Raw genomic sequence first — 25,655 nt, 5'->3', positions numbered from 1 at the left:
CAAAAACTGACGCCAATAGCCAGCGATCTTGACCGACGCTCTCATCCATCTTTTCCTCCTGAAAACTTGCTTCTGGGAACGAGTACTGGGCCCCAAGGTTCCGGGCGATATGACACTGCAGACCTTTTCGCGCGGCACTCAGACTTAGGTCCGATAGCAGGATCAGACCGAAACCCGGCAAGGGAACATGTTGGGGACACACCACGTTCGCCGCGGTCTCTGCAACAACGCCATGACCTGACCCGGCTGCTCGCCCCCAGGAGGGAAAGGCAGGCTGGCACTGTCGGCCCGATTCAATTCGCGACACGAAGCCGGCAACGGTGTAATGATAGCCCTTGAGAGGAGGCGAAAAACGCCTCCAGATCGGCTTTAAGCCTTGTTTCATCCCATCGCCAACATCGATGACGCGCAGACGCTGGCGCAGGCCATCGTCAATACGATCGTCGAACCTTTCCTCGTGCTCGACGAACAGTTTCGCGTGCTGGCGGCCAGCCGCTCCTTCTATGAGACCTTCAAGGTCGATCCGGAGCAGACGCACGGCTCGCTGCTCTATGCGCTGGGCGATGGCCAGTGGGACATTCCGGCACTGCGCCTGCTTTTGGAGACGATCATCCCCGAAAAGACCGCGATGGACGGCTTCGAGGTCGAACATGACTTCCCCAATATCGGCCAACGCACGATGCTGCTCAACGCGCGAAAGGTGCTCTACGACCACAGTTCGGCCGTCACCATCCTGCTTGCCTTCAACGACATCACCGCCCGCCGTTCCATCGAGAAGGAAAAGGAAGAGCTTCTCGCCCGCACCGAAGACCTGCTGCGGCAGAAGGATGTGCTGCTGCGCGAGATGGAGCACAGGGTTGCCAACAGCCTGCAGATCATCGCCAGCATTTTGCTGCTGAAGGCCCGCTCGGTCACCTCCGAGGAAACCCGCCAGCACCTCAAGGACGCCCATCAACGGGTGCTGTCGGTGGCCGAAGTGCAGCGTCATCTCCACACCTCGGCCGGCATGGAGGAGATCGACGTCGTGTCCTATTTGTCGAAGTTGTGCGGCAGCCTGGCCTCGTCGATGGTCGGTGAGGACCAGCCGATCAAGGTCAACGTCACGGCGCAAGGCGGCAGGATAGACTCGCAGAAGGCAGTGAGCCTCGGCCTGATCGTCACCGAACTCGTCCTCAACGCCATCAAATATGCCTTCCCCCGGGAGAAGGCCAAGGCGCTGATCCAGGTAACCTACGAGACCGACGGCAGCGACTGGAAGCTGACGGTCTCGGACAATGGCGCGGGCAAGGCGGCCGGCGAAGTGCCGAGCGTGGGCCTCGGAACAGCCATCGTCGAGGCGCTGGTCAAGCAGTTGGAGGCCAAGATCGAGGTCATCAGCGACACCGACGGCACCAGCGTGTCTGTGACCAGGGCGACATTCATCTCGCGCATTCCGCGGGCGGCGTAGCCTTCCGCGCCATCCGGGCCTGCTCAGCCACCCCTGGAACCAATCCGCTGCCGCTTCCCCGTGTCGAGCGCCTGAGTGTTCGGAACTATCGGGCCGCGCTGCCCGTTTGGAAAGGAAACCAAACGGGAGGCCCCGATGAACTCTTGGCAAGCCAACACCTTGGAGGCGGCCTGTCTTCTTGCCGTTCCGCTGTCGCTTGTCCTTACGGTTCTACTGGCTGCACTCGTCCTTGGTTGAGCGGCCGGGCACCCGGCGACAAGCCTGTCGAGCTAGCATCAAAGCCTGTATGAAGCATCCTCAGGAAGACCTTCGCAATGGAACTTCTTTGGCCAGCCGTCCCTTCAAGGAACGGAAGCCGATGTCGTCCGTTTATCTTCGAGCGATTCTTGGGGAAAGCTCCTGGGCAGAAGCATTTACGGTGATAGTCGCACCGCTATTTTGGTCTTGCGTCTGAAACGCTTGGATTCTTTGTAATCTGAAAAGGAGATAAATTATGGCTGATGGCCCAACTGTTATCAATTCAGGCGGAGGCGGAGGTGGCACCACAGCTATCGCCGTCATCGTGGCAATCGTCGCAATAGTCGTATTGCTGTTTGCCACGGGTATCGTCCACATGCCTGGGGGCGGCGGAGGTGACGTCAACGTGAAGGTTGATGCGCCTGCGGCCCAAGCGCCTGCCGCACCCGCTCCGGCTGCACCCGCTCCGGCTGCAAGCGCTCCGGCTGAACCGGCGCCTGCCGCACCGGCTCCCGCGCCTGCCGAACCAGCACCGGCGCCTGCCGAACCAGCACCAGCCCCGGCTGCACCGGCCAGCGGCGGCTGATACACTCGCCGCTCTAGTACTGCTTCAGCGATGAAGCGCAGCCCATCGGTGTCAAAGCCGGTGGGCTTCCTTTTGGCCTCGAACTTTCGAAAGGCGATCTGATATTGCTGGCGCGGCCCTTCCAGCGGGCGGAACCATAATGCGGTTAAATCGTTTTAAATCCATAGGGACGTCAACCACCCTTCAAGGAGGAAAAATGAACAAGATCGTATCGGGTTTGCTGGCGGCCACATTGTCAGGATCGTTCGCGGCCACCGCTGCTGGGCCTGCCGGCGCTGCCGGGATATCCCAGCCGCAAGCGCCTTCCGCCTCGTCTGATGTGCAGGCGATCGACCACAAGCCGTGGAGGAAGCACCGGAGCGTCAACCGCAATCGCAATTTCTCGCAAAATTTTGCGCAAAATGATGGCGCCTACTGGAATGGCCATCGCGGCTATCGTGACTACCATCGCGGCTATCGCCGTCATGGCGACTACTGGTTCCCGCTGGCGGCCTTCGCCACCGGCGCGCTGATCACCAGTGCGATCATCAACAACAACCAGAACCGTGTCTATCGCGGCGGTGATGCCCATGTGGAGTGGTGCTACGACCGGTACAGATCCTACCGCGCCTCGGACAACACGTTCCAGCCCAATTACGGCCGTCGTCGGCAGTGCAATTCGCCCTACTGACAAAGTACGAGCCCGCGCTGGCGACGGCGCGGGCTTTTCAATCCATGTGGACCCCCGCGCCTTCGCGCGGGGTTCTTGGTGACTGCGCCTTGACTACATTCCACCAGTCTCTCGGCCTGTAGCGCGGAGGCCTTGGGCAAGATACGCTGTCGAATGGCTTGCACCAACGGCGGGATCAATGGTCAAGATGCCTGACAAGTCCGAACAGCAGAAGGACGCCGAAGCCGAAGTCGAGGGCTTTCAGCACGACCTTGGCCCGTTCGTTGTTGCCGCCGAGACAACGCGAATGGCCATGGTTTTTGCCGATGCAAAGGAGCCCGGCAATCCGATCATTTTTGCCAATGACGCCTTCCTCGCCCTGACCGGATACGACAGGGAAGAGGTCCTCGGTCAGCCCTTCAATTTCCTGATGGCGGACGGCGCCGACGCCGGGGCGCTGAAACGTATCAAGGCGGAGTTCGAAGCCAATTCGGAGGCGAGCACGGAGATCCTTTACCGGCGCAAGGATGGCAGCGAATTCTGGGCGGCCCTTTTCGCCAATCCTGTCCGCGACAGGAGCGGCGCCATCGTCCAGTATTTTACCTCCTTCGTCGATCTCACCAGACACAAGGAGGAGCAGGCACAATCGCGGATGCTCATCGACGAATTGAACCATCGCGTGAAGAACATGCTTGCAACGGTGCAGTCGATCGTCTGGCAGGCATCGCGAGCGAATTCCGATCCAAAGGTGATCCGCGAGGCCGTCGAGTCCCGGCTGTTTGCGCTTTCCCGGTCGCACAACCTGCTGACGCGCGAAAACTGGCACAGCGCCGGGTTGCTCGATGTCCTCCACGATGCCCTGGAACCGTTCGGCGTCACCGACGGTCGGGCGGAGCGCCTGGTGATTGCCGGTGAGAACATCCGCCTCTCGACAAGGGCAGCCCTGGCACTTGGCATCGCGTTCAACGAACTTGCGACCAACGCCGTGAAGTATGGTGCGTTTTCCAATGACAAGGGCTCGATCCGGATCGACTGGACGATCGAGCCGACATCGGAGGGCCGCCGACTGGTCCTGTCATGGCAAGAGAAGGACGGGCCGAAGGTTACGCCGCCGTTGCGAAAGGGATTCGGTTCGCGCGTGATCGAGCGCGGCCTGACCCACGAGCTCGAAGGCACTGTGCAACTCGACTATCGCCCGGACGGGTTGATCTGCACGATGAACATTCCGGTATCGGGAACTCGTGATGGATAAACTGCTTTCTGGCCGCCGCATCCTCGTTGTCGAGGATGAAATTCTGGTCCTGATGATGATTGAGGACATGCTGGGCGATCTTGGATGCGAGTCCGTGACCTCAGCCGCAACGATCGAAAAGGCGATCGCCCTGATCGAAGCGCAGGTTTTCGATGCCGCCATGCTGGACATGAATCTCGACGGCGACGACAGCAATGCCGTGGCCGACGCGCTTGCCGAGCGCGGTGTGCCCTTCATCTATTCGACTGGTAACAGCGGTCGCGACATGCGCGAAGGCTTCAGCAACCGTGCCGTCCTTCGCAAACCGTTCAGCTTTGACGAGCTCAGCAGCAAACTCGAGCGCCTTCTTTCTCCTTGAGAAGCTCCGGGGAATGATCAGCGCGGCTTCAGACGGTGCTGATTGGCCCACATCCTCTCAGAATCGGGTAGCTCCGTCCTGGAAACCGACTGTCGGCACTCTGCCGAACTATAAATTCAACGTGGTGGAACAAAAACGCTGCACAGTCGTTGCGTCTATTGACAATAGTTTTCGCCATGGCATCTCGAGGTAAAGGGAGGCCGTTATGAATAGCATTATTTGGCTGGTCGGAGCCGTAGTTATCGTACTATTGATACTCAGCTTTTTCGGTTTGCGTTAGACCGATCAGTTAGGACGGGCATAAATCACGCTCACAGGAGGCGCATGGCCTATATGGATATCACCACAATACTGGTCATAGTTCTTATCGTCATTCTGCTAGGCGGCGGCGGCTACTACGGCCGTGGACGCTGGTACTAAACCGCGAAGATCATCGACGAGTCCGGGATCTCTTCGTTCCCGCACTCCGCCCGATTGGCCCGCGCCCTCCGTCAGAGCGCGGGTTTTTGTTGCCTCCTGGAAAATCTCTCGCGACCGGAATCATCCGTCCGATCGTTCCTCATGACCCTACCCCTGGAACGCGGAAACACAGGGGACTTCAGCCCTTCTTGACGTAGCCGGCGGTGACCTCGTCCTTGTGGGCGGCGAAGGCTGCCAGGACCTCGGTTTTCTCGGCCTTCGGAACCTTGAAGTGGTCCAGGGTCCGTCCGAGTTCCGCTGCGACCTCATCGAATTCCGCGGGAGATATCCGCAGGTCCCGGTGCGCCTCCTCGAGGCCGAGCGGCGTCGTGCCAGGCTTGGTGGCCGTGAACTTGAAGGGTCCACCAGAAACCTCGCAGACCCACAGCGTGCGCATGAACTTGAGGCCGGGCAGCCTTTCCAGGTTCTTGGTGTGCCATTTCCGCAGTTGGGCGTTCTTGGACTTCTGGCCGACGATGGGATTCTTCACGACGGCGTCGCTGAAGTGATCCACTACCGCTGCGATGGCGAAGACGCCACCCAGGCGTTCGTACAGACTTTTCTCAGGCGTGGATTGCTCGTCCTGCGCGTGCGCGTTCTCCGCCGCCAATACAGCCGTCGTCGCGGCGGTCACTGCCAGCCCTGCGACGACGATGCGTCTTGTGAAAGAGGTCGAAACAGCCGTTTTCATCTCTGGTTCCCTCCGAGTTGGGCCAGAACAAGCCGCGGCCTGTCTGGCGGCTTCAATGAAGGCAGAGTCTTAATCCGCCATCGTCTGAGGAATTAACGAGCCTCCCAGCCAAATTATTCCGATTGACGGCATTCCCACCATCAACATGCGAACCTTCGGCATGGGCGAAGATTCGTGCATGGCGCCACCGTACTATCCGAGCGGGCTGACCATTTAGACGGAGCTGATGGGAACGATAGGCAGCGGCCCGAGTTAGCTCCATGGGCTCGCCATAACGGGACTATCAAGCCAGTCGCCCGCGACGATCCAAAGGCGAAGCTCACAGGAGTTTATAATGAAGAATTATCTTATCGCTGCCGCCGCCGGGTTTGTTCTGGTCGCCGGTATTGGTGCGGCCGTTGCAGAGGACGTCATCGTGATTGCTCCCGAACAGCAGACCGTCATACGCGAATACGTGCACAAGCAGAAGCTTGCGTCGGTCAGCCTGCTCGGCGTGGAACTCAATGTCGGTTCGCCTCTGCCCGACACGGTTGAACTTCATACGATCGACGTGCCCGACGTGAAATACAAGTACGTCGTCGTTCAAGATCGTACGGTGCTGGTTGACCCGGATACACGCAGGATCGTGCAGGTCATCGACTAATCCATGCCGCGAATGGAACAAACGCCTCGTTGATGTGTTGAGAGACACATCGAACGCCCCAAGCGTTTGGTCGTTAAAGAGCCCGCTTCCAAAGCCCCCCTGGAAAGCGGGTTTTTTTGCGCCCTCTGCCCGGCCGCACTGGGTGCTACCGAGGCACAGCATCTACTGAAATGCCTGCCGTCCGGAGATGGCCTCGATCCTGATCCGATAGAACAGATGGGTGCCCGAAATGGCCGGCGTTGCGCCGCCCAGATTCAGGGCGCCGGGCCTCCACCAGTTGGCATCTTCTGCAGCAGCGACCAGGCAAACTCGCGCTTACGGTTCGACTTGGAAAGCTGCTGGTCGACGGCGGGCAGCAGCGGCTCGCCAACCGAACCAATGGGTTACAATAGAAAAAATTTTTCTCAATCGGCAACCTCTGAAAATATCATACTCTGTATTGAAAAGTATTTGGAACCCTTTTGCAAACGACCCGTTCCTCCCCTGGTCGTTTGACGATCTGAAAAGCAACAAGAGGAATTGATCATGAACATCAAGATGCTTTGCATGGGCGCGATGGCGCTTACGATGATGAGCGGCGCAGCCCTTGCGGGCGGCAGCACCGGAACCTCGGCGCTCGACGATCCGGCGAAGATGACGCCCTTCTTCACCGATGCCGGCATGAAGACCATGAGACCGGCAGAAGAATTCAAGGTCGCATGGCTGGCGATGAAGGAAGAGGATCGCGCCGGCATGACGAAGGACTGCGGCGACGAGGCCATTGCCAAGGCGCACGACGATTTCTGCAAGATGACCAAGCAGCTGGGCGGCGCAAACTAGCCACCGGCTCTTGCCAATGGAAATGGCGGGCAGAGATGCCCGCCATTTTTTTGGGATTGAGGAGTACTCGGCGGGGCGCTCTGTCTCAGTTACTTTACCGGGATCATGAGATGTGTGTAGGGCGTACCCGCCCACATCACATAGGACTTGGACGTGTCAGGCTTGGGATCCGCCGGATAGCCTTACATGCGCGGCCGCGGATCAGTCGACCCTGACGACGAAATGCTTGGTCACCGGCTCGATGATCTTCCAGGTGCCCTTGAAATCGGCCTCGACGACGAAGGCATCGCCCGGACCGACCTCGACCGGCGCACCCCCGTCCGGGGTGATGATGATACGGCCCGCGATCATGTGCACGAACTCGTAGTCGGTGTAGGTGGCGTGGTAGGTGCCCGGCGTCGCCTGCCAGGTGCCGGACATCACCTTGCCGTCGGCGGTGGTGTGCTGGACGGCGGTCTTCATCGTCGGCTTGCCCTCGACCACCACCCAGCCCGCAAGGTCGCCGGCCTCGGCATTGTCGACGGCGCCGAATTTGAGGATGGTGGTGTCGGTCATGGTCGGGCTCCGTTTGCGCCGGCATTGGCTGGCGGGTGCATAGCCGATGCGGCGGGCGCGGGCAACGCGACGGCCGACCGCAAATGTTGGAGATTGGCGAAATCGGCGGCCAGAGCGTCCTTCTCCCCGTCTACGGGGAGAAGATGGCGCCAGCCAGATGAGGGGCGGCGCAGCGCTCGCCCAGCCTTGCTGTCCGCAGATCTCGTTGTTCTCGAATCGAGCAAGCATCGATCGAGGCGGAGCACCACTACGACAAGCGTCGGCGCTGCCCCTCATCCGCCTGCCGGCACCTTCTCCCCGTGAACGGGGAGAAGGGAGCTAACCTCCACTTATGTTGCACTGCGTTAAATATGTTGCATTGCGGTATCGGGCCATAGGCGCGAGTCTTTGACACGGGTGGGCTGTCAACGGCTGTGGTGCCGCGCGTTCGATGCGCGCGGAGGCGCTGCAGCACGTGTGATCCCCGGCGAGCTGTTTCTCGCCGGTGCGGACCATCGGTTCGGGGTCATGCACCAACACGAGGTCCAACAATCGTGTCAGCATCGTTCCGGCCTGATATCGAAGGCTTGCGCGCCGTGGCGGTGGCGGGCGTGATCGCCTTTCATTTCGGCCTTACGTCGCTCTCCGGCGGCTTCACCGGCGTCGACATCTTCTTCGTCATCTCCGGCTATCTGATCACAAAACATCTGCTCACCGAGATCACCGAGACCGGGCGGCTGAACCTCTGGCGCTTCTATGCGCGACGCGCGCGGCGGCTGCTGCCGGCATCGCTGTTCGTCATCCTCGCCACGCTGGTGGCCGGCGCCTTCGTGCTGTCGCCGGAAGAGCAGTCGCTCTATTCCAAGGGCGCCATGTTCGCCTCGGCCTACATGATCAATCTGTGGCTGATCCGCTGGTCGTTCGACTATTTCGCCGCGGATGCGACCAGCAACCCCTTCATCCATTTCTGGTCGCTGTCGGTGGAGGAGCAGTTCTATCTGGCCTGGCCGGCGTTGCTGATGCTGGCGGCATGGCTCGCCCCCGGCAAGCGCGCGGCGATGCTGGTGATCGGCCTCGTTGGCCTCGTCTCTTTCGCCGTCTGCGCCTGGCTGACCACGGTGGCGCAGCCCTGGGCGTTCTATTTCTCGCCGCTGCGCGCCTGGGAGTTCGCCGCCGGCGGTCTCGCCACCATGGTGCCGGCGCGTTTCTGGCGCGCGCGCCCGCAGCTCGGCGCGCCGCTGGCGTGGCTGGGTCTGGCGCTGATCGCCGGCGCCTATCTCAGCTTCACCGAGGAAGCACCCTTCCCCGGCTTCATGGCGCTGGCGCCGGTGGCCGGCACGGTGATGCTGCTGCTGGCCGGTGCCGCCAATGCCGAGCTGCGCGCCAGCAGCGGCCCGAGTGCCGCGCTGGCGCTGCCGCCGCTGCAATGGATCGGCAAGCTGTCCTATTCGCTCTATCTATGGCACTGGCCGGTGATCGTCTATGCGTCGATGCTGGTGCCCGATCTGACGCCGCTGCAACGCGTTGGCTGCATGGCACTGACCTTGGCGCTGTCCCTCTTCACCTATCATGTCATCGAGAACCCGATCCGCCGCAATGGCTGGCTTATGGCCAGTGCGGCGCGGGCGCTGGTGCCGGCCGTCCTCCTGACCGGCACCGGCGTCGCAGCCGCTTATGCCAATGCGCGGCTCGCCGTCAGCGACCTCGACCCGGTGCAGCGCAGCATCGCCGAGAGTGCGGCGCGCCCCTCCACTGCGCGCGCCAAGGTCGGCTGCGTGCTCGACTACGAAACGGTGACGCCAAAGCCCTGCGAGTTCGGCGACAAGGCCGCGCCGCGCACGATCGCCCTGTTCGGCGATTCGCATGCCGACCACTGGTCGACGCCACTGATCGCAGCGGCCAGGAAGAACGACGCCAAGGTGGTCACCTGGCTCAAATCGTCCTGCCGGGCCTCGCGGCTGACCGTGTGGGTGACCAAGCTGAAGCGCGACTACACCGAGTGCGATCAATGGCGCGCGCAGTCGATCAAGGAGATCATCGCGGCGCGGCCGAGCCTGGTGGTGATCTCGGAGATCGCGCTGGCGAGTTCGCGCAAGATGTCACCCGACGCCAAGATCCCGGCCGACCAGGACGCCCAGTGGCGCGACGGCCTGCGAGCGACGCTTTCAGCGTTCAGCCAGGCCGGGCTGAAAGTCGCCTTCATCCGCGACGTGCCGTTCAACGAAGAGCATGTCGACACCTGCGTGGCCAGAGCACTGTGGCGGGGCGAAGCGCCCTCGCTCTGCGACCAGAAGCGGACCGACGCCGCCAATGACGCGGCGGCCGCGGTGGAGCGCGAGATCGTACGCAGCGTCCCCAACGCCAGCTACATCGACATGACCGATCGATTCTGCGACGCCACCATTTGCCACGTGTACATCAACGGCAAGATCGCCTACCGCGACCGGCATCATCTCGCGACGCCGTTTGCGGAATCGCTGGAGCCGGAGGTGGAGAAGGCAGTGTTCAGACAAGTGGTGGCGCAGAGGTAGAGGCTTCCAGCGATCCTATCCGGACGCGGGGCGATGCCTCATCGCTCCCAGTCGTTCGGATCGCGCGATGTGCGGCCGTGACGGAAGTCTTCGCGGATCGCTCCGTCAGGTCATGTGACGCTCCATTTCCAGCTCGGCCTCCAGGCTCTCGACGTCGCGGAAGATCGAAGCGACCGCCAGTGTGCGCCCTTCGCGCTTGAAGCGCACAAGACAGTCCTTGGCACCAATGTCTCCATCGACCGCGATCTCGTCCCATTGTTCGGCATGGCCGACATAGTTGATGGGAACGTCGTAATGCTGGCTCCAGAAGAACGGCACGGCGACGAATTTCTCGCGATGGCCGAGCATGTTGAGCGCCGCTGTCTGCCCCTGCCTTTCGGCAACGATCCAATGCTCGACCCGAATGTTCTCGCCACTGTGAGTATCTGGCCAGCGCGCAATGTCGCCGGCCGCAAAAATCCCCGGTGCACTCGTTTCCAGAAAGGCGTTCACCACGACACCGCGATCGAGGCTAAGCCCAGCCTGTTCGGCAAGCCCCGTCCGCGGTTTCACGCCGATGCCGGCGACAATTAGGTCCGCCGGCAATGTTTGGCCGCTGTTGAGTTTCACCGTGCTGCCGTCGATGCCACTCGCGGTGTCCTCGAGATGGAACACCACGCCATGCTCCTCATGGAGAGAACGGATGAAGTCGCCCATTTGCGGACCCAGGACCCGCTCCATGGGCCGCTTGTCCGGCGCCACGACATGAACTTCGATATCGCGCGAGCGCAGGGCCGCGGCAACTTCCAGGCCAATGAAACTGGCGCCAAGGACGATCGCGCGGCGTGCAGTCGTGGCTTGTGCGATGATCGCCTTGCAATCGGCAAACGAGCGCAGCGTGTGGACGTGTGGCTGGTCGGCGCCGGGTATGGTCAGGCGGACCGGTTCGGCTCCTGTCGCAAGCAGCAGCTTGTCGAACGGAGCCCGCCCTCCATCGGCGAGTACAACCTCGCCAGAGCGTGCATCGATGCTGGCGACAGTCGCATCGAGACGCAGGTCGATACCGTTCTTCGCGTAAAAGCTTTGTCCGCGAAGTGGAACCCAGTCCTCCGGTGCCTTGCCGGCGAGGTAGTCCTTGGAAAGATTGGGGCGATCAACCGGCGGCGCTGCGTCGTTGCTGACCATGACGATGCTGCCTTGATAGTGTTCGCGCCGCAGTCTTTCGGCAGCTGCGAACCCGGCCGCGCCGCCGCCGACAATGACGATCTTCTCGGGAACCTGGGCGGAGCTGCCACCGCGCGGCATCGGTGCCGTCCGCTTGCGCTTCTCGCCAATGAATATCCTGTTATCGCGCAGTTCCACCGACCAGCAGGCGAGTTGATTGAAGGCAGGCGCGCGCAGGGCCTCGCCCGTGCGCAGATCGAAGCATGCGTGATGCCAGGGACACCGAACGGTATCGTCCACCACAAGACCGTCGACGAGCGGCCCGCCGTAATGCGTGCAGGTCGCCGCGATGGCAAAAACCTCGGTCCCACGGCGCACCAGCAGCACCTGTTCATCCCCGCAGTGACCTAACAGCTTTCCGCCATCGGGAAGATCGGAGAAAGGGATGCCCTGCACCAGATCCGGCCCGCTTGGTTTGGTATGACCTTCAGCCATTGCCTTCTCCCCTGGCGATCCTATCGCCTGCACGGCCAAGAAGCGGGAAATCCTCCGGAGTTCGCCAACCTCGGACTTGTCTTCCGGCCAGCGCGCCATCGGGTTCTCGATGCCGCTTCTGCCAAACGTTCAGCCACATCATTCGTTGCCAGTTGACAGCCTGCAGACCTCAATTTTCCGCCATCCAGCCAGCCGCCACGATGAAACGCCGGCGCGCTCCCAGGACATCTTCCGGGCACGATGCTGCCGCTGGCCCGCATTGGACCGCCATATCGAGGGAGCTGCCATCTGGCTCCGCCGCTTGCTCTGCGATATCGGCTGCATTCCGTCACATGAGCGAAGCCGTGAAGATATCCAGCCAGACAGGCGCCGTTTCCCCGATGATCCCGGTGCTTGTATGCGCGCTGGCGATCTTCCTGCTGTCGGTGATGGATGCAGCGATGAAGACCCTGGTTATCGCCATAGGCGTCTACAATACGGTGCTGTGGCGCAGCATGCTCGCCACTGTCGTCGCGGGCGCAGGCTGGTCGGCAGGGCCGCGCTCGCAGCCAACCGTTTCGGTGCTGAGGCTGCATGCGCTGCGTGCCGCGGTCATCTGTATTGTTCTGCTATCATTCTTCTGGGGTCTTGCGAGGCTGCCGCTCGCGGAGGCGATCGGGCTTAGCTTCGTCGCGCCCTTGTTCGCGCTTTTCCTGGCCGCGCTGTTGCTCGGCGAACGAATCCGGCGGCAGGCCATCTGGGCATCGATGGCCGGCATCGCGGGCGTCGCGATCATAATGGCCGGCCAGTTCGGGCAGGAAAGCTATTCGCAGGATGCGCTGCTTGGCACGGCGGCGGTGCTTATGTCGACGATGTTCTACGGCTACAATCTGGTCCTCGCCCGGCAACAGGCGCTGTTGGCCAAGCCAATCGAGATCATGTTCTTCCAGAGCCTTGCCATTGCAATCGTCCTCGGCTGCGCCGCACCGTGGCTCGCCGTCGCCTTGCCGACCAATCTCTGGCTTCCGCTGGCCGGCGTGACGGTCCTGTCGCTTAGCGGCCAATTCCTGATGACTTGGTCCTACGCCCGCGCCGAAGCGCAATATCTGATCCCGACGGAATACTCGGCCTTCATCTGGGCGATCGCACTTGGCTGGTTCTTCTTCGGCGAGGCGGCAGCCTGGACCACGCTGGCAGGAGCAAGCCTGATCGTCGCCGGCTGCCTGATCGCCGCGCGCGCAAACCCGAAGCTTGCCGAGCCGATCGAGGCAGCAATTTGAGGAAGGCGCTCTGTCTCCGAGTTGTACGGTGCGCTCTCCACCGGCCGCCGCGGCCGTAGCGCCAACGGCAAGCATGCACTAACATTCAGCTTGCCCCCTGGGGCTGGCCAGTGATCTGTTCAAAGGGAAGTACCCATGACCAATCATTGCTGTGGACCGGGCTATGCTTCGCCAGCCGAGGCGATGACGGCACCTCGTGAAAAGCTGCTCTATACGATTGCCATCTACACCGGTACGGGCATTCAGAAGCCGGACTATCTGTGCACCATCGATGTCGACCCGCAGAGCTCGACCTACAGCCAGGTGATTTCCCGTTTGCAAATGCCGGGTATCGGCGATGAGCTTCATCACTCGGGCTGGAATGCCTGTTCGTCGTGCCATGGCGATGCGAGCATGGAGCGCAAATATCTGATTGTGCCGGGTGTGCGCTCGTCCAATCTGCATATTGTCGATTGCGGTACCGATCCGCGCAATCCGACACTGTTCAAGGTCATAGACGGCGCTGAAATCAAAGCCAGGACCAATCTTTCGGCACCGCACACGGTGCATTGCCTCGGCTCGGACATCATCGTTTCCATGCTTGGCGACGCTCAAGGCAATGCCCCCGGCGGTTATCTGCAGCTCAGCAAGGAGTTCGAGATCGTCGGCCGTTGGGAAAACTCCATGGGCAGCATCAAGTTTGGTTATGATTTCTGGTACCAGCCGCGACACAACGTAATGGTCAGCTCTGAATGGGCCGCGCCCAATACCTTCATGCCCGGCTTTGACCTGGAAGAGGTTGGTCATCTGAAATATGGCCGGGAAATCCATTTGTGGGATTTTGAAAAGAAGGAGCCAAAGCAAACATTCTATCTCGGTGAAGATGGCTTGATCCCACTGGAAGTGCGCTTCCATCATAATCCCGACAGCAGTCACGGCTTTGTCGGCGCGGCCCTTTCTGCAAACATCATCCATTGGTGGAAGGACGCGGCGGGTGACTGGCAATGGGAAAAAATCGTCGATGTCGGCAATGAGCCGTATCCCGAATGGCCGATACCAATACCGGGCGTAATCTCGGTCATTCTGCTCAGCATGGACGACAGATACCTTTATCTGTGCAACTGGCTGCATGGCGACATCCGCCAGTACGACATCTCGGACCCGCACAACGCCAAGCTCACCGGACAAGTGTGGATGGGCGGGCTACTCGGCCGTGCGCCCGAGGTCAATGGCGTGAAAGTGACTGGCGGGCCGCAGATGATACAGCTCAGCCTCGACGGCAAGCGCCTTTATGTGACGACCTCGCTCTTCTCGACCTGGGACAATCAGTTCTATCCGGAAATCCGCACCAATGGCGGATGCATGCTGATGGTCAATTGCGATACGGAAAACGGCGGCATGGAAATCGATCCGCTGTTTGTCGTTGATTTTGGCAAGGAACCAAATGGACCAAGCCGCTGCCACGAAACCCGCTATCCCGGCGGTGATTGCACGAGCGACATCTGGGTATGACCAGCTTCACCATCACTCTCGCCAATCAAGGCGGCGCGACCTTTGACGTCGACCGCCGCAAGCCCCTCTTGCAAAGCTTGCGCGAGCAGGGCGTGGACCTGCCCTATGGCTGCAAGTATGGCGGCTGCATTACCTGTGCGGCCAAGATGATCAGCGGCAACGTCGATCAAAAGGCGCAGCGGGCGCTGAACAACCGCCAGATCAACAATGGCTACATAATCCTCTGCGTCGCTCGCCCTCTGAGCGATTGCACGCTGGAGGTCGGCGTCGAAAGCCACGACAAGCTCTATCGCAACCCCTTCCTTGACCCCCTGGCCGCGCATGAATTGAAAGCCGATATCGCGACCCCGCTGGAAGACAAGAAATGACCCATATGAATCATGATGAGCCCTATTCGGAGGCTTATCTGCAAGACATTCTGAAGTCGGTCAAAACCATCGCCATGGTGGGGGCGAGCCCCGACAAGACCAAGTTTTCCTATGGCGTTCTCAGGGTGCTGCACGAAACCGGCTATGACATGATCCCGGTCAACCCCAGTTCCGGTCTGGAGGAAATTCGAGGGCTCAAGGTCTACCCGTCACTGGCCGCCATCGATCGGCCTGTCGATATGGTTGAGGTTTTTCGCCGCTCCGAAGACCTGCTGGAGGTTGCGCAAGAGGCCATCGCAATCAATGCCAAGGTCCTGTGGGGTCAGATCGGGGTGCGCGATGACGCTGCCGCCCGGCTGGCGGAGGAAGCGGGCTTGAAAGTGGTGATGAACCGCTGTCCCAAGATCGAGTTGTTCCGCCCCTTCTGGAAGCCGAAGCTGCACCTGGGAATATGATTGCAGGGTCACAAAGGCGAGGAAGATGGTGGCGTGTTTCTCATGGCTGCGGGCGTTGTCTCGATCGGGGATTTTGAGGTAGACTTTGCCGTCTTGAAAGGGTGACGCGTACCGCGGTTTGCCTTGGGAGATGCCAAATGCGCATGTCCTTGCTTTTCATTCCACTACTGCTTGCACACATCCCGATTGTATCGCATGCCGCCGACATTCACGACGCCGCCATGAACGGCGATGTCGCGGCGATCACGGCGGCGCTCGATGCAGGCGCCGACATAGATGAGAATGATGGAACCGCCACGCCGCTCTATTTTGCGGTCTGGATGGGCCACGTCGAAGCGGCAAAACTGCTCATAGAACGTGGTGCGGACGTCAATGCCCAGACGACCGGGGGTCCCCCGCTGATGGCGGCTGTAGGGCCAGGCAAGATCGATCTGTTAAAGCTGTTGCTGGAGCGGGAAGCAGATCCAAATTCCAACCGTGGCGGCGAATTCGCCCTTCATGTCGCCGTCAGTCTCGATTGTCTCGACTGCGTGAAGGCACTGGTCGAGGCCGGCGCGGACGTGAATGCGAAGACAATGGACGGCAAGACACCGCTCCATCTGGCAAAAAGCAGGGGGCAACGCGAAGTTGCCGACTATCTCTTGTCGCACGGCGTCGTCTTGCCAACACCAGCTCCCATCTCGATGAAGTTGGCTGCTGCCGATGTCGAGAAAGGCCGAACCTACTTCACCGGCCGGTGTACCAGTTGCCACAACGCCGAACCAAAGGGAGGCAACAAGATAGGACCGAACTTGTGGAGCGTCGTCGGCCGCGACAAGGCTTCAGTGGCAAATATGCGTTACTCCGACACGTTGCTGGGCTGGGAGGGTGTATGGACGTACGAGGATCTGAACAGATATCTCTTCGGGCCCATGCTCACCACGCCGGGCGTCAAGATGGAGACGCCTGGTGTCCCGGACGACACCGAACGGGCCAACCTGATCGCCTACTTGCGCACACTCAGCGACAAGCCGATCCCGCTGCCCTGAATCGATGGTATCTTGTGCTGCTGCGGGCCTGCGTCGGCTAGCGGATTGAATCCTGCATGAGATACGACGCCATATGGTCGCTGAGATCACGCGCGTCGTCGCCAGCGCCGTCGATCAGCGCGGACTTGCGGCGGCGCAGAAACTGCATCCCCATCAGGTACAAGCCCGGATGGTCCGCAACACCGCCATCGTGACGGACGTGGCCTTTGCGGTCGAGAACCGGCAGTTCCAGCCAGGAATAGTCCGGCCGGTAGCCGGTGGCCCAGATGATCGTCCTGATCGCGCCTCCAGCGAGGTCGAGGCCGAGCGGCGGGTCGTCCTCGACACGGGTCGGCGGCAGGCGATCCGGCGGCCCGACCGTAGCGTCAAGGCCGTTGGCGCGCGCCCATTCGTCGATCAGGTCGAGCAGCCGGGCCATCTTGAGATCGGAAAGCGCGCACATGTTGCGCAACGACCCGGCAAACTGGGCCTTGCCGTCTGCGGTGATGCCGGCGAGACGGCCGACGAGCCTGACGCCGAGGTCGACCAGCGCATTGAGGTCGAGCGTGGTGCGGTCGGGCGTGCCGGCTAGCTGCAGCGAAGGAACCCGTCGCGCCCGCCTGATGTCGTCTACCTGGTCGTAGCGCTCGTCGAGCACGCCGGCGGCGTCCATCCACCATTCTAGGTCCTTGCCGCGATAGACGCGCGGCGCCCGGATGTGCTCGCCCACCGACAGGATCACCTGACGCCCCGAACGCTGCAGCTCCTGTGCGATCTGGGTGCCGCTGGCCGACGCGCCCGCCACCAGCACGCCACCGTCGGCGACCTGACCCGGATTGCGGTAGGACTGCGCCGTCAGCATGGCGACCGACGGCGGCACGCGGACGGCGAAATCGGGCAGACGCGCGACATTGCACGCGCCCGACGCCAGCACCACGGTCCGGCACCGCCACTCGCCGCGGTCGGTGCGCACGAGATATCCCGCCCCGTCGCTGCGAACCGAGGTAACGGTCGTGTGGGTTCTGACCGGAGCCGAGATCGCCTTGGCATAGTTGCCGAGGAAGTCGATCACCTCAGGCATCGTCCGGTAGCCGTCGGGGTCGTCGCCGTCATAGCGGAAGCCCGGCAGCCGGCTCTGCCAGTTCGGGGTGAGCAGGCGCAGCGAATCCCATCGCTCGGTGCGCCAGGTATGGGCGATCTCGCCGCGCTCCAGCAGCACATGGTCGATAGAGCGCTCCGCGAGGCAGCGGCTCATCGCGAGCCCCGCGTGCCCTGCGCCGACGATCACTGTGGTGACGGAACTAATCGCGCCCTCTCATCGGGACGGTCTACGGTTCGAAGCGCCTTTCAATTCACCACGACCGTGACGTTCGTCGGATTGGTAACAATGTCATAGACCGCCGACCGCTTCTGCGACTGGGCGACGAGAGCCTCGATGTCTTCCTGCTTGGCGTCGGCGTCGATGTTGTACTTCACCGTGATGCCGCTGAAGCCGTTGCGGACGTCGCTGTCGATGCCGAGAATGCCCGCGAGATCCATGTCGCCTTCGATGGTCGCTTTCACCGACTTCAATTGGATGTTCCGGTTCTGGGCAACCGCGGCGATGCCGGCGGTCAGGCAGCTCGCCAGCCCGACCAGCACGTATTCGACAGGCGTGGCGCCCTGGTCCAGGGAAGCGAAGACCTCCGGATGGTCGGCATCGAATGCGAAGGTGGTCTTGCGATGCTGGTCCTGCCCGAGACCGTAGAAACTCTCGACCGTCGAGTGGCTGTGGGTGCCATCCTTCCATTCGCAAGCCGCGCGCCACTTGAACTGCGCGGCCTCCGGGGCGTTGGTAAGCGCTTCTTTTGCTGCGAGCAGCGCCTCTACGTTAACGCCATTGTTTGCCTGTACTTCGGAAGCCATAATTATCCTCCCTACCTTGCACTGGCTCAAAAACCCGACCGATTCCACTGACCTCATCAGATTTCACCATGACCCGGCATGGTATGGGTCGCGAAGCATTTCTTCAAGTTGATTCGGCAGAGGCATGGGCGTCCCTCGGGTGCCCTTTCGAGCTAAACCGGGCTGCCTGAACAGGTCCGGAATGCATCGGACGCAGCTAATTTTTGTTGCCGTCGATTTCCTTCGCCACTTTCACCTCAACGGTCATCCCGACAAAACTCGAGGCGCTGCCGGAGTAGCTTCCCGAAAGCGGGATGGCCTGCCGGGGATGGCGAGCCACGGCCACCCTGATCAAATCCCGGTTGCCGACGATGCCATTGGTTGGATCGAACTCGATCCAACCGGCTCCGGGCAAATAGACCTGGCACCAGGCATGCGTTGAGCCTCCGCCGCGGATAGCATCACTGTCGCGGCTCGGCACATAGACGTAACCGGTCACGAAGCGGGCGGCAAAGCCGAGCGAGCGGACCGCTTCCATCATGAAAAGCGCGAAGTCCCGGCATGTGCCCTTGCGCAGATGCAAGGTCATGAGCGGCGGCTGCGTTCCGGTTTCGATGCGACGGGAATACACGAAGCTCTCGTGGATGGCGTAGCAGAGCGTCATCAGCAGTTTGCCGGTCTCGGTGTGTCCCGCGGCACTGACGAACTGTCGCGCCCATTTGCCGACCTCGTCGCCGTCGTCGAGATGATGGCGCTCCATTGTTTGCGCGAGGTCGGCCGCCTCGTCGGGATCGTAGGAGAACGGATAGTTCAGCGCCGCCTCATCGATGCGGAAATCGGGCGCATGCTGCGGCGTGTGATCGAGCCGAATGTCCGTCGCGAAAAGGAGTTCATTGGCCGAACCCTTGAAATCGATCACCGCAACGCAATTGCCAAAAACATCATGGATCCAGCGCACCTCCTGCGGCTCGGGGTCCACGGACAGAGCGTGGTCGAGAAGCCGCTGATCGAAACTGTCGCGCGGCCTGAACATCAACCGGTGCTCGCCAAAGCTCACGGGCTGGCGATAGCGATAGACGGTCGTGTGCTTGACAGAAAAGATCGGCATCGGCGTGTGTTGGCGGATTTCATTTGCGCGCGATCATATAATGTTTTCGACGTGCGTCCGATGGGGCATGTTTGAGAGCGTGTGGAGTCGCCTATCCCGTCGCCTTTGGCGCGGCGAAATAAGTTACCACCAGCGTCAGCACGGTCAGGATCCCGGCAACGACGCTGGCCGCTGTAACGCCACCAGCGTAGAGGGCGGCTGTGCCTGCCCAGCCGACCGACGAAAACCCTTCGGCGAATGTAGCGATCCGCGAGGAGGTCTGGCGACGATGAAATTGGGCACGCCGCGCCTGCGCGCGGAACCAAAGCTGGATCATCGTCGCCGAGATCGCGGCCAGTGCCGAGCCGGCTGCCAGAACCAACGCGTGTCGAGTCGAAACCATCGCGAAAGCCAGGACGAATGGGGCGACGACGACTATGATTGCGCGCAAAACCGCCTCGACCTTTGCGCGTATGATGCTTGTCGGGGTCACCGGCGCGGTCGCCACCAGGTCGGGTGCATCTTCACCGGAAATGGCAAGCCAGGCCAGGCCGCCGGCCAACTGCCCGGATGCCATCACCAGCACGGGGATGATCAGAACCAGCGCGTCCGTGCCATGGCCATAATTCTTCCAAAGCAATATCGCGGGTGGCAGCATGTAGAGCAGTTGCATCAGGCTTTGCGACATGAGCCAGGGATCGCGCAGCAACAATGTCCATTCCTTGCGGCGCAAGGCGTGTCCCGGCGACGTCAGACGAAACGACGCTGCCTTGCCTTGGCGGATCGAACCGCTCTCGCCAATGTTGGCGGCGAGCGCCGTGTAGCGCACGAAGCGCCATGAGAAAATTGCAATGGCGGCGGCGGCCAACGCCACCGCACAGCCAAGCACCCAGGCCAGCCTCACGCCGTCGCCAAGCGCGGCTCGCGCCGGCCACCACACCAAGCTGTCCTCGGGCGGTGAAAGCGCGATTACCCACTCGTCCCGCAGGACCGCCAAATGCGAGAGCGTGTCGGTCGTGAAGATAGCGATGACCTGCAGAAAGATGACGAACAGCGCGCCGACGACTGCGGCCACAAACTGGGCGGCAAAGCGCGTGCGCCGCGGGCCTACGACGTTGAACAAAAACGCGGTTAGCGTGATGGCCAGGGCAGCTGCAACGCACCCCGTCGAGAACACCACGCCATAGGCGGCCAGCCATTGAGCTCCCTCGCGCCAAGCTAAGACGTTGATGAAGGGCGATGCGATCAGCATCGCCATGGCGCCGATCGAAATCGCGATCATCGTCAGGCGCACGACAAAGACCCGCCGCAGCGCCACCGGGGATGAATGCAGCAATTCCAGATCGGCGCGGGCATACAGCACACGGGTCGCCGCCTCCATCGCCTGCGAGGTCATCAGGAAGAAATAGAGCAGCACACCGCTGGTCAGCAGCAGATAGTTGGCGCGCGAAACGGGAAAATCGGCGGCGGTGAAACGTTGAATCACAAACAGCGCGAAGGCATGCGCGAGTAGCACGCCGACTATCAAGAATATGCCTATCCTGCGCGAACGCCCCTTCTTGCCCGCAGTGAAGAGATAAAACCAGTCGCGCCAGGAGAGGCGCAATTCATGTGCCGCTAGCCAACCGATCGTTGCGGGATGGGCGCTCATGCCGCTTCGGCTACCAGAGCCAGGAAGGTATCTTCGAGGGTTCCGGCGCCATGGCCGGCCTGCCGCCGCAGTTGCTCGAAAGTCCCCTCAGCGATCAGCCTACCCTTGGCAATGACTCCGATGCGTTCAGCCATGCGCTCGGCCACCTCCAGAATATGCGTCGTCATTATGACCGTTGCGCCGGCATCGACGCGTTCGCGCAACACCCGCTTGACCTGACGCGCCGAGCCGGCATCAAGGCCGGTCAGCGGCTCGTCAAGGATGATGATTTCCGGGTCATGGACCAACGCTCCGGCCAACGCCACCTTCTGTCGCATGCCCTTCGAAAAGCCGCTGCAATGCGTGTGTGCATGCGGCGTCAGGTCCAGCAGATCGAACAACTGCCTTGCCCGTTCCTGTGCCGTGCTTGCCTTGACGCTCCACAGACCGGCGACGAATTCGAGATATTCGAATGGCGTGAGCTTGTCGTAGATCATCGGTTCGTCCGATATCCAGGCAACGATGCGCTTGGCTTCGACCGGGCTTCGGAGCGCGTCGCGACCTGCAATGGTGATCGTTCCCGCATCCGGTAGCAGCAGCCCCGCGACCATGCGCAGCGTCGTCGTCTTTCCGGCGCCATTTGGGCCAAGAAGGCCGTAAAACTCGCCCGCCCTGACGGTCAGGTCGAGGCCAGCCACCGCAGGCTTGTCGAAGCTTTTGTAGAGCCCACGAATTTCGAGCGCGTTCGCAGTGGTCGTCTCATCGGCCATGGCAGTCTCCAATGGATGGAGTTGGTAGCCCGGCAACGGTTTCCCAGGGGTGAAGGCCGCACTCGTGCGTGAGACGCCGTGTCCCATTGGTTAACTAACGGTAATCGGACCCCGTGCACGCCATCATCCGGGCTCGGCTACCCTGGCAGGGCAGCGGAATAAGCACGCTGCAGCGCGCGGTGTTGGCTGAGAATCAGTCTGGAGGGAAGCGCATCAAGGAAATTTCTGCCGGGCATGCTCCGCCTTCAAACCAGTGCCGGACGGCATCCGCCCCAGCAATCCCGCCTCGCTCCCCGCCTGGCCGCGCCCCTAATGCAGATGCCGCAACTTATCCGGATTCCTCACCACATAGATCGCCGCGATCTTGCCGTCCTCGATCTCCAGCGCGGTCGTCTGCAGTTCGCCGTCGGCTTCCAGGCTGACGAAGCCCGGCAGTCCGTTGACGAAACCAACGCGGACAAGCGTCGAGGGGGTGTGGCGCAGGCGGCTTGCTATGAAGGCGTATTGCTTCATGACGGCGTCGAAGCCGACGACCACCTCGATCGCCGCCGGGCGCTTGCCGCCACCATCGGCGTGGGCGGTCACATCAGCCGCCAGCATGGCGCCAAAAGCCTGCAAGTCGCCGTTGCGCGAGGCGTTGAAGAAGGCTTCGGCCAGCGCCAGGCTGCGCTGCCGCTCCATCTGGAAACGCGGCCGGGCGTCGCGGACATGGCTGCGCGCGCGGGCGGCGAGTTGGCGGCAGGCGGCGGGGTCGCGCTCCATGGTCTGAGCCACCTCGTCGAAACCGAGGCCGAACACATCGTGCAGCAGGAAGGCCGCCCGCTCGAGCGGCGACAGGCGCTCCAGCGCCAGCATCAGCGGCAAGGTGACGTCTTCCACCTCGTCCTCTTCGACGACGGGATCGGGAAGCCAGGGGCCGATATAGGCCTCGCGCCGGCGCCGGGCGGATTTGAGCTGGTCGAGACACAGCCGCGTCAGCGTGCGGCGCAGGAACGCCTCGGGCTCGCGCACCGCGGCGCGGTCGGCCCTCATCCAGCGGATGAAGGCCTCCTGCACCATATCCTCGGCGTCGGCGACGGAGCCGAGCATGCGGTAGGCGACGCGCATGAGTTTTGGACGCAGCGGATCAAACGCCGCCGCTGCGTCCCCAGGCGTCGGGTTCGTCGTCAAGCCGCGACCGCCTTGCCAGCCTGGGCGGTGAGCGCCCTGGAAGCGGCCTTCACGCCTGCCGGATCGGCCCAGCCGCCGAAGCCGACCGCGATGCGGTTCCAGCCATTGATGATGTTGATCATCAAGGTGAGCTGGACCTGTTCTTCCCCGGTGAAGTGGGCCTTCAGGTCCTCGTAGGCGGCGACATGCGTGTGGCCTTCGCACATCCGGGTCAGGGCTTCGGTCCAGCCCAGCGCTGCGCGCTCGCGGTCGGTGTAGCAGGGCGCCTCGCGCCAGGCCGGCAGCAGATAAATGCGCTGCTCGGTCTCGCCCTTCTCGCGGGCATAGGTCGTGTGCATATTGATGCAGTTGGCGCAGCCATTGATCTGGGAGGCGCGGATCTCCACCAACTCGGCCAGGCTGGGGTCGAGGCTGGCGGCAATGGCGATCGATGCGCGCTGCCACTCCTTCATCAGCGAGGGGGCGGCGGTAAAGGGTTCAAGTCTGGCAGTCATGATTGGCTTCCTTCTGTTGGTTCCGAGACCATGACGAGCCAGGATCCGCCAGTGTGACATGGAGGCCAAGATATTTTTGCGCTTCATGGCGAGACCCTCATGGCGAGACCGTCGAGCACCACCGCCGGTAAAGCGACTGCGATAGACTACAATGCGGGCGCTGTGCGTTGCGTCACGGGCAGTCGAGTGCCCGCTCCCTCCTGGCGCCCGCGCGCATATCGGCCCGGCGACTGGCCCACATGGCGATTGAACGCGGTGCTGAATGTGCTGGCCGAGCCATAGCCCACTCGCCTGGCAACTTCATCGAGCGCGACACTGTTGCTGCGCAGAAGGTCCTTCGCAACGGCCATTCGCCAGCCCAACAGGTATTCCATCGGCCGGAGCCCCACGGAGCGGATGAAGCGGTCGAAGAAGGCCGAGCGCGACATGCCCGCCTCGCGCGCCAGGTCAGCCACCGTCCACGGCCGCTCGGGATCGGCGTGCATCTGCCGCAACGCCCCGGCACAGCGCGCATCGGCGAGGCCGCGCAGGAAACCCGGCGGCGCGTCCTTTCCCTGGGTTGCCCGCAGCGCTTCGATCAGCAGCACCTCGACCAGACGCGCGAGCACGAGATCGCGGCCCATGCTCTGGGCGCTCGCCTCCTCGCCAACAAGCCGCACCAGGACCGAAAGCCGCGGAATGCCGCGCAGGTGAAGCAGTGCCGGCAAGAGCGATACCAGCAGTCCCGCATCCGGCGAGTCGAACACGAAGTAACCGCCGAGCAGCCGCACATCCGCGGGACCGTCGGGACGGCCGTGACGGACCTCATCCGTGGGCGCAGGCGTCACCTTGGGATCGATACGCCTCGGCGTCACATGGTCGAAGCTGGACATGGTGAAGGCCGGCGTCGCGGGCAGCAGGACAAAATCGCCTTCTTCGAGACTGATCGGCGCCTGCCCGTCGACGGCCAGCCGGCATCGGCCTTCGATCACCGCGCAAAAGCCCGGCTGGCCGAATTCGGAGTAGCGCACGCCCCAGCGCCCGGCGCCGCTGATCCCCTTCGAGAACACCGTGCGTGGGCGCAGAAGCTGGATCACTTGCGAGAGCGGATCGGTCATTTCCGGACTTAGGAAGATGAAATTGAGACGCTTGACCGATGATAGTCCTGATATTGGCGGTTATTTGTTCTGCGTCAACACGAAAGAGGATATCGTCATGAAAACCGTACTGATTACCGGCAGCTCATCCGGCTACGGCCTGGAGACCGCACGTCACTTCCACGCGCAGGGGTGGACCGTCGTCGCCACGATGCGAACCCCGCGCGAGGGCATATTGCCCGCTTCCGATCGCATCCGCGTGCTGCCGCTCGACGTCACCGATGCCAGCAGCATCGCGGCCGCGCTCGAGGCGAGCGGGCCTGTCGACGTGCTCGTCAACAATGCCGGCATCGGTGTCGCCGGCGCGTTCGAAGCGACGCCGATGTCGCACATCCGCAAGGTGTTCGAGACCAACACATTCGGCGTGATGGCGATGACACAGGCCATCATCCCGCAATTCCGCATCAGGGGATCAGGCGTGGTGGTCAACGTGACCTCGAGCGCGACGCTGGTCCCGATGCCCCTGGCCGCGGCTTACACGGCCAGCAAGATGGCCATCGAGGGATTCACCGGATCGCTGGCACACGAGCTTCAGGCATTCGGCGTGCGGGTCAAGCTGGTGGAACCCGGCTATGCGCCGAGCACCCGTTTTGCGCACAATACCGAATTGCGCGTCGAGGATATGATCCCCGAGGCCTATGCATCGTTCGCGCAGCCGATCTTCGCCGGGTTCGCCAACCCTGCCATGGTCACGAAGGAGACCGACGTTGCCGAGGCCGTCTGGCATGCCGCCAACGACACCTCCGCCCGGCTGCGCTACCCGGCAGGAGCCGATGCCGTGGCTTTGGCCCGCGCAGGCTGAGAACCGCCGGCGCGATCAATCCAGCCGGCCTCTGCCGGCCGGGTCGATTTCGCCCTGTCAATGCAGCCCGAACTCCCGCAAAAGCTCCTGGCGATAGCTCACAAACCGGCTCTCGCTGCGGTCGCGGGGGCGCGGCAGGTCGACGTCGCCGCGCCGCCCTTGCTGGAGATGACCGCGCTCCCGAGCCCAGCCCAGACATTGTCAGGCCCGATCATCGCGATTGCCATGACGCCTCGCGTGCAATAGGCCTTGCGGAAA

At 62.1% G+C, this 25,655-nt stretch carries 24 protein-coding genes and 1 pseudogene; 13 read left to right on the top strand and 12 right to left on the bottom strand.

What is annotated here, in order from left to right:
- Positions 1-376 precede the first annotated feature (376 nt).
- The 4 genes from A6B35_RS14670 (at position 377) to A6B35_RS14655 (ending at position 4,529) form a co-directional block, all read left to right on the top strand.
- The gene (locus A6B35_RS14670; RefSeq protein WP_006201416.1) at positions 377-1,447 is read left to right on the top strand and encodes a sensor histidine kinase; all 1,071 of its coding nucleotides are present in this window, start codon (positions 377-379) and stop codon (positions 1,445-1,447) included.
- A gap of 1,019 nt (positions 1,448-2,466) precedes the next feature.
- A complete protein-coding gene (locus A6B35_RS14665) occupies positions 2,467-2,940 on the top strand; it encodes a BA14K family protein (protein ID WP_006201414.1) in 474 nt (157 codons plus the stop codon).
- Positions 2,941-3,118: 178 nt separating this feature from the next.
- A complete protein-coding gene (locus A6B35_RS14660; protein ID WP_006201413.1) occupies positions 3,119-4,171 on the top strand; it encodes an HWE histidine kinase domain-containing protein in 1,053 nt (350 codons plus the stop codon).
- The gene (locus A6B35_RS14655; protein WP_006201412.1) at positions 4,164-4,529 is read left to right on the top strand and encodes a response regulator; all 366 of its coding nucleotides are present in this window, start codon (positions 4,164-4,166) and stop codon (positions 4,527-4,529) included. The genes A6B35_RS14660 and A6B35_RS14655 overlap by 8 nt, the downstream gene beginning before the upstream one ends.
- Before the next feature lie 598 nt (positions 4,530-5,127).
- Here A6B35_RS14655 and A6B35_RS14650 read toward each other — a convergent pair.
- Positions 5,128-5,679: a group I truncated hemoglobin gene (locus A6B35_RS14650; protein WP_006201410.1), complete on the bottom strand. Its 552-nt coding sequence runs from the start codon at positions 5,677-5,679 to the stop codon at positions 5,128-5,130.
- A 334-nt stretch (positions 5,680-6,013) separates the two neighbouring features.
- Between A6B35_RS14650 and A6B35_RS14645 the strand changes: the two genes are divergently transcribed.
- Positions 6,014-6,322 carry a DUF1236 domain-containing protein gene (locus tag A6B35_RS14645; RefSeq protein WP_006201409.1) on the top strand — a complete coding sequence of 103 codons (309 nt, stop codon included), beginning with the start codon at positions 6,014-6,016 and terminating at the stop codon, positions 6,320-6,322.
- Positions 6,323-6,847: 525 nt separating this feature from the next.
- Positions 6,848-7,141: a hypothetical protein gene (locus A6B35_RS14640; RefSeq protein ID WP_006201408.1), complete on the top strand. Its 294-nt coding sequence runs from the start codon at positions 6,848-6,850 to the stop codon at positions 7,139-7,141.
- A 201-nt stretch (positions 7,142-7,342) separates the two neighbouring features.
- Here the strand turns inward: A6B35_RS14640 and A6B35_RS14635 are convergent, their stop codons facing one another.
- Positions 7,343-7,696, bottom strand: a complete 354-nt coding sequence (locus A6B35_RS14635; RefSeq protein ID WP_006201407.1) for a cupin domain-containing protein — start codon at positions 7,694-7,696, stop codon at positions 7,343-7,345.
- A 533-nt stretch (positions 7,697-8,229) separates the two neighbouring features.
- On the opposite strand from A6B35_RS14635, the gene A6B35_RS14630 reads away from it, so the two are divergent.
- Entirely contained in the window at positions 8,230-10,206 is a 1,977-nt protein-coding gene (locus tag A6B35_RS14630) for an acyltransferase family protein (RefSeq protein WP_006201406.1), read from the top strand.
- 105 nt (positions 10,207-10,311) lie between these two features.
- Here A6B35_RS14630 and A6B35_RS14625 read toward each other — a convergent pair whose 3' ends face one another.
- On the bottom strand, positions 10,312-11,844 hold the full coding sequence (locus A6B35_RS14625) for an FAD-dependent oxidoreductase (RefSeq protein WP_040582507.1): 1,533 nt from the start codon (positions 11,842-11,844) through the stop codon (positions 10,312-10,314).
- Between the two features lie 332 nt (positions 11,845-12,176).
- On the opposite strand from A6B35_RS14625, the gene A6B35_RS14620 reads away from it, so the two are divergent.
- The 5 genes from A6B35_RS14620 (at position 12,177) to A6B35_RS14600 (ending at position 16,445) form a co-directional block, all read left to right on the top strand.
- Entirely contained in the window at positions 12,177-13,103 is a 927-nt protein-coding gene (locus A6B35_RS14620) for a DMT family transporter (RefSeq protein ID WP_006201404.1), read from the top strand.
- Between the two features lie 135 nt (positions 13,104-13,238).
- On the top strand, positions 13,239-14,594 hold the full coding sequence (locus A6B35_RS14615; RefSeq protein WP_006201402.1) for a selenium-binding family protein: 1,356 nt from the start codon (positions 13,239-13,241) through the stop codon (positions 14,592-14,594).
- Complete coding sequence (locus A6B35_RS14610) at positions 14,591-14,962, top strand: 2Fe-2S iron-sulfur cluster-binding protein (RefSeq protein ID WP_006201401.1); 372 nt, start codon at positions 14,591-14,593, stop codon at positions 14,960-14,962. Before A6B35_RS14615 ends, A6B35_RS14610 begins: the two co-directional genes overlap by 4 nt.
- A 5-nt stretch (positions 14,963-14,967) precedes the next feature.
- Positions 14,968-15,417: a CoA-binding protein gene (locus A6B35_RS14605; RefSeq protein ID WP_040582505.1), complete on the top strand. Its 450-nt coding sequence runs from the start codon at positions 14,968-14,970 to the stop codon at positions 15,415-15,417.
- Positions 15,418-15,554: 137 nt separating this feature from the next.
- Positions 15,555-16,445: an ankyrin repeat domain-containing protein gene (locus A6B35_RS14600; RefSeq protein WP_006201398.1), complete on the top strand. Its 891-nt coding sequence runs from the start codon at positions 15,555-15,557 to the stop codon at positions 16,443-16,445.
- 37 nt (positions 16,446-16,482) lie between these two features.
- On the opposite strand, the gene A6B35_RS14595 is transcribed toward A6B35_RS14600, so the two are convergent.
- The 8 genes from A6B35_RS14595 to A6B35_RS14560 all read right to left on the bottom strand — a co-directional run bounded on the left by A6B35_RS14595 (position 16,483) and on the right by A6B35_RS14560 (position 24,556).
- Positions 16,483-17,679 (bottom strand): NAD(P)-binding domain-containing protein, encoded by a 1,197-nt coding sequence (locus A6B35_RS14595; RefSeq protein ID WP_006201397.1) that lies wholly within the window; start codon positions 17,677-17,679, stop codon positions 16,483-16,485.
- Positions 17,680-17,771: 92 nt separating this feature from the next.
- On the bottom strand, positions 17,772-18,329 hold the full coding sequence (locus A6B35_RS14590; protein WP_006201396.1) for an OsmC family protein: 558 nt from the start codon (positions 18,327-18,329) through the stop codon (positions 17,772-17,774).
- 196 nt (positions 18,330-18,525) lie between these two features.
- On the bottom strand, positions 18,526-19,416 hold the full coding sequence (locus A6B35_RS14585) for a transglutaminase family protein (protein ID WP_006201395.1): 891 nt from the start codon (positions 19,414-19,416) through the stop codon (positions 18,526-18,528).
- 91 nt (positions 19,417-19,507) lie between these two features.
- The gene (locus A6B35_RS14580; protein WP_006201394.1) at positions 19,508-21,046 is read right to left on the bottom strand and encodes a hypothetical protein; all 1,539 of its coding nucleotides are present in this window, start codon (positions 21,044-21,046) and stop codon (positions 19,508-19,510) included.
- Positions 21,043-21,795 (bottom strand): ABC transporter ATP-binding protein, encoded by a 753-nt coding sequence (locus A6B35_RS14575; protein ID WP_006201393.1) that lies wholly within the window; start codon positions 21,793-21,795, stop codon positions 21,043-21,045. The genes A6B35_RS14580 and A6B35_RS14575 overlap by 4 nt, the downstream gene beginning before the upstream one ends.
- A 309-nt stretch (positions 21,796-22,104) precedes the next feature.
- The gene (locus A6B35_RS14570) at positions 22,105-22,902 is read right to left on the bottom strand and encodes a sigma-70 family RNA polymerase sigma factor (RefSeq protein WP_006201392.1); all 798 of its coding nucleotides are present in this window, start codon (positions 22,900-22,902) and stop codon (positions 22,105-22,107) included.
- Positions 22,903-22,961: 59 nt separating this feature from the next.
- The gene (locus A6B35_RS14565) at positions 22,962-23,459 is read right to left on the bottom strand and encodes a carboxymuconolactone decarboxylase family protein (RefSeq protein ID WP_006201391.1); all 498 of its coding nucleotides are present in this window, start codon (positions 23,457-23,459) and stop codon (positions 22,962-22,964) included.
- Positions 23,460-23,605: 146 nt separating this feature from the next.
- On the bottom strand, positions 23,606-24,556 hold the full coding sequence (locus A6B35_RS14560) for an AraC family transcriptional regulator (RefSeq protein ID WP_006201389.1): 951 nt from the start codon (positions 24,554-24,556) through the stop codon (positions 23,606-23,608).
- Between the two features lie 97 nt (positions 24,557-24,653).
- Here A6B35_RS14560 and A6B35_RS14555 point away from each other — a divergent pair, with 97 nt between their 5' ends.
- Entirely contained in the window at positions 24,654-25,397 is a 744-nt protein-coding gene (locus tag A6B35_RS14555) for an SDR family oxidoreductase (RefSeq protein ID WP_040582503.1), read from the top strand.
- Positions 25,398-25,454: 57 nt separating this feature from the next.
- Here A6B35_RS14555 and A6B35_RS36600 read toward each other — a convergent pair.
- Positions 25,455-25,544 (bottom strand): annotated as a pseudogene (locus A6B35_RS36600) (ABC transporter ATP-binding protein); the annotation flags it as partial.
- Positions 25,545-25,655: the final 111 nt, after the last annotated feature.

The sequence above is a fragment of the Mesorhizobium amorphae CCNWGS0123 genome, from assembly GCF_001686985.1.
Classification (GTDB): domain Bacteria; phylum Pseudomonadota; class Alphaproteobacteria; order Rhizobiales; family Rhizobiaceae; genus Mesorhizobium; species Mesorhizobium amorphae.
This window is presented reverse-complemented; position numbering and strand designations above follow the sequence as displayed.

What these genes read in the sequence shown, in the direction of transcription:
- A6B35_RS14555 (WP_040582503.1), top strand. Translation starts at nt 24,654, where the DNA reads ATGAAAACCGTACTGATTACCGGCAGCTCATCCGGCTACGGCCTGGAG.
- A6B35_RS14585 (WP_006201395.1), bottom strand. Translation starts at nt 19,416, where the DNA reads ATGCCGATCTTTTCTGTCAAGCACACGACCGTCTATCGCTATCGCCAG.
- A6B35_RS14665 (WP_006201414.1), top strand. Translation starts at nt 2,467, where the DNA reads ATGAACAAGATCGTATCGGGTTTGCTGGCGGCCACATTGTCAGGATCG.
- A6B35_RS14635 (WP_006201407.1), bottom strand. Translation starts at nt 7,696, where the DNA reads ATGACCGACACCACCATCCTCAAATTCGGCGCCGTCGACAATGCCGAG.
- A6B35_RS14620 (WP_006201404.1), top strand. Translation starts at nt 12,177, where the DNA reads ATGAGCGAAGCCGTGAAGATATCCAGCCAGACAGGCGCCGTTTCCCCG.
- A6B35_RS14600 (WP_006201398.1), top strand. Translation starts at nt 15,555, where the DNA reads ATGCGCATGTCCTTGCTTTTCATTCCACTACTGCTTGCACACATCCCG.
- A6B35_RS14580 (WP_006201394.1), bottom strand. Translation starts at nt 21,046, where the DNA reads ATGAGCGCCCATCCCGCAACGATCGGTTGGCTAGCGGCACATGAATTG.
- A6B35_RS14590 (WP_006201396.1), bottom strand. Translation starts at nt 18,329, where the DNA reads ATGGCTTCCGAAGTACAGGCAAACAATGGCGTTAACGTAGAGGCGCTG.
- A6B35_RS14650 (WP_006201410.1), bottom strand. Translation starts at nt 5,679, where the DNA reads ATGAAAACGGCTGTTTCGACCTCTTTCACAAGACGCATCGTCGTCGCA.
- A6B35_RS14640 (WP_006201408.1), top strand. Translation starts at nt 6,848, where the DNA reads ATGAACATCAAGATGCTTTGCATGGGCGCGATGGCGCTTACGATGATG.
- A6B35_RS14605 (WP_040582505.1), top strand. Translation starts at nt 14,968, where the DNA reads ATGAATCATGATGAGCCCTATTCGGAGGCTTATCTGCAAGACATTCTG.
- A6B35_RS14560 (WP_006201389.1), bottom strand. Translation starts at nt 24,556, where the DNA reads ATGACCGATCCGCTCTCGCAAGTGATCCAGCTTCTGCGCCCACGCACG.
- A6B35_RS14610 (WP_006201401.1), top strand. Translation starts at nt 14,591, where the DNA reads ATGACCAGCTTCACCATCACTCTCGCCAATCAAGGCGGCGCGACCTTT.
- A6B35_RS14660 (WP_006201413.1), top strand. Translation starts at nt 3,119, where the DNA reads ATGGTCAAGATGCCTGACAAGTCCGAACAGCAGAAGGACGCCGAAGCC.
- A6B35_RS14575 (WP_006201393.1), bottom strand. Translation starts at nt 21,795, where the DNA reads ATGGCCGATGAGACGACCACTGCGAACGCGCTCGAAATTCGTGGGCTC.
- A6B35_RS14625 (WP_040582507.1), bottom strand. Translation starts at nt 11,844, where the DNA reads ATGGCTGAAGGTCATACCAAACCAAGCGGGCCGGATCTGGTGCAGGGC.
- A6B35_RS14655 (WP_006201412.1), top strand. Translation starts at nt 4,164, where the DNA reads ATGGATAAACTGCTTTCTGGCCGCCGCATCCTCGTTGTCGAGGATGAA.
- A6B35_RS14570 (WP_006201392.1), bottom strand. Translation starts at nt 22,902, where the DNA reads ATGCGCGTCGCCTACCGCATGCTCGGCTCCGTCGCCGACGCCGAGGAT.
- A6B35_RS14565 (WP_006201391.1), bottom strand. Translation starts at nt 23,459, where the DNA reads ATGACTGCCAGACTTGAACCCTTTACCGCCGCCCCCTCGCTGATGAAG.
- A6B35_RS14645 (WP_006201409.1), top strand. Translation starts at nt 6,014, where the DNA reads ATGAAGAATTATCTTATCGCTGCCGCCGCCGGGTTTGTTCTGGTCGCC.
- A6B35_RS14615 (WP_006201402.1), top strand. Translation starts at nt 13,239, where the DNA reads ATGACCAATCATTGCTGTGGACCGGGCTATGCTTCGCCAGCCGAGGCG.
- A6B35_RS14595 (WP_006201397.1), bottom strand. Translation starts at nt 17,679, where the DNA reads ATGAGCCGCTGCCTCGCGGAGCGCTCTATCGACCATGTGCTGCTGGAG.